This window comes from Synechococcus sp. R8-2 (assembly GCF_047461715.1).
GTDB lineage: Bacteria > Cyanobacteriota > Cyanobacteriia > Thermostichales > Thermostichaceae > Thermostichus.
Genome location: NZ_JANSHQ010000474.1, coordinates 1 through 1,651 on the forward strand (window position 1 = coordinate 1; position 1,651 = coordinate 1,651).

General features: G+C 60.4%; 2 protein-coding genes and 1 pseudogene. All 3 read left to right on the plus strand.

Annotated elements, in window-relative coordinates:
* Nucleotides 1–2 precede the first annotated feature (2 nt).
* Nucleotides 3–617 (plus strand): metallophosphoesterase family protein, encoded by a 615-nt coding sequence (locus NW819_RS11215; protein WP_414413791.1) that lies wholly within the window; start codon nt 3–5, stop codon nt 615–617.
* Between the two features lie 72 nt (nt 618–689).
* A complete protein-coding gene (gene rdgB, locus NW819_RS11220) occupies nt 690–1,301 on the plus strand; it encodes an RdgB/HAM1 family non-canonical purine NTP pyrophosphatase (RefSeq protein ID WP_414413792.1) in 612 nt (203 codons plus the stop codon).
* Nucleotides 1,302–1,412: 111 nt separating this feature from the next.
* A pseudogene (locus tag NW819_RS11225) lies at nt 1,413–1,651 on the plus strand (hypothetical protein); the annotation flags it as partial.

Genomic DNA, 1,651 nt, shown 5'->3' on the forward strand with positions numbered 1-1,651 from the left:
TGATCCGGCAGGCCCTTGCCCATCTGCCGGAGGTGGATGCTTACATCAACTGCGGGGATTTCTGTTCCAAGGCCGGCAAACCTTCCCGCAAGGCCACCCAGGGCTTTCATCCGGCAGCCCAAGCAGAGGTGGTTCATCTGCAATCCTTTTTGGCGGCAGTGGAGAGCCTGGGCAAACCCTGGCTCTTTTTACCTGGCAACCACGATCCAGCAGCTTCGGTTTTGAATTCGCTGGTTGGCCGTTGGGGGCGGGCCATCACCCAGTCCTGCTGCTTTGAGTGGCTGGGGTTACAGGTTTTGGCTGTACCCTGGACTCCCCCCTGTGGTTGGAGCTGGTCTCTCACCTCCGCCCATTTGCAGGAGCTGCTCGCCCTCTACAGTCAACCCCCCCGGCCCATTGACCTGCTGCTGACCCACGCTCCGCCGCGGGGCCTTTTGGATGAGGGGGGGAAGTGGTATCACCGTCGCACACCCACCTTGCGCCCCCTTTTGGAACAGGTGCAGCCCCGCTACTACATCTGCGGACACATGCACTGGGATGGGGGCAAGGTAGAGCGGTGCGGATCCACCCTGGTGATTAACACAGCCCTGCACAACATGGTTCTCGAGATCCATTAGGTAGGAAGCCCTTGGACAGCCTTCCGCCTCCTCAGCTTTCCGCTACATCCATACGATTCGTAGGAACCTTCCATGACCCGTCCTTTGATCTTGGCCAGCAGTAGCCCCGGCAAATGGCGCGAGTTCAATGCCTTTTTCCAGGCCCATGCCCCTGCTTGGGAGCTGCGCCGCATGCCCTCAGAAATTGAGGTGGAAGAAACCGGCACCACCTTTGCCGAAAATGCCCTTCTCAAAGCCAGAGCCGTGGCCAAGTCTCTGGGGGAGTGGGCCATTGCCGACGATTCCGGCCTAGCGGTAGAAGCCCTTGGCGGCGTCCCTGGGATCCGCTCGGCTCGCTATGCCCCCAACGATGCTGCCCGCATCGAGCGGTTGCTCAGGGAAATGGAAGGGATCCCAAATCGCCGAGCCACCTTTCACTGCGCCATCGCCCTGGTGGATCCCCAAGGTGAGGTACATGCCCTGGTGGAAGGGGTATGCTCAGGAGAGATCTTGACCCAGCCGCGGGGAGAGGGAGGGTTTGGCTATGACCCCCTGTTTTGGGTGCCCGAAGTGGGGCTAACCTTTGCCGAGATGAGCCCAGCTCAAAAAGAGGCCATCGGCCACCGAGGCCGAGCCTTGCGCGCCTTGAAAGCGCAGTTGCCTCTCCTGGAGAAGCGTATGGGCTGGCTTGGATCCCAGCAATAGCCCCCGATGTCCTGGCTGGGGAGCTGCTAGGATACAGTAGTTGCTTCCCTTCGGGGGAGTGAAATTGAAAGCCGTCTTGCCTTGGCAGCTGAGGGGAGCGCTCGAAGAACTATGGGTTTTTCTGAGTTTGAGGATCAAGATCCCATTGCAGCAGCGGAACGGACTGCTGCCCCCGATCCCAGCCGCCATTCCCCGGATTCTGCCGGTGAGGAAGCCGCGATCTCCTCGGTTGCAAACTCTGGTGAAGGAAGGGAGCGCCAAGGTCGTCGTTCTCCACCCCCTTTGCCGGAAGAGGGCTCAACCTTTGTGGGCGCAGAAGATTGGCTGGACGATCGCGGTAGCGGGACGGA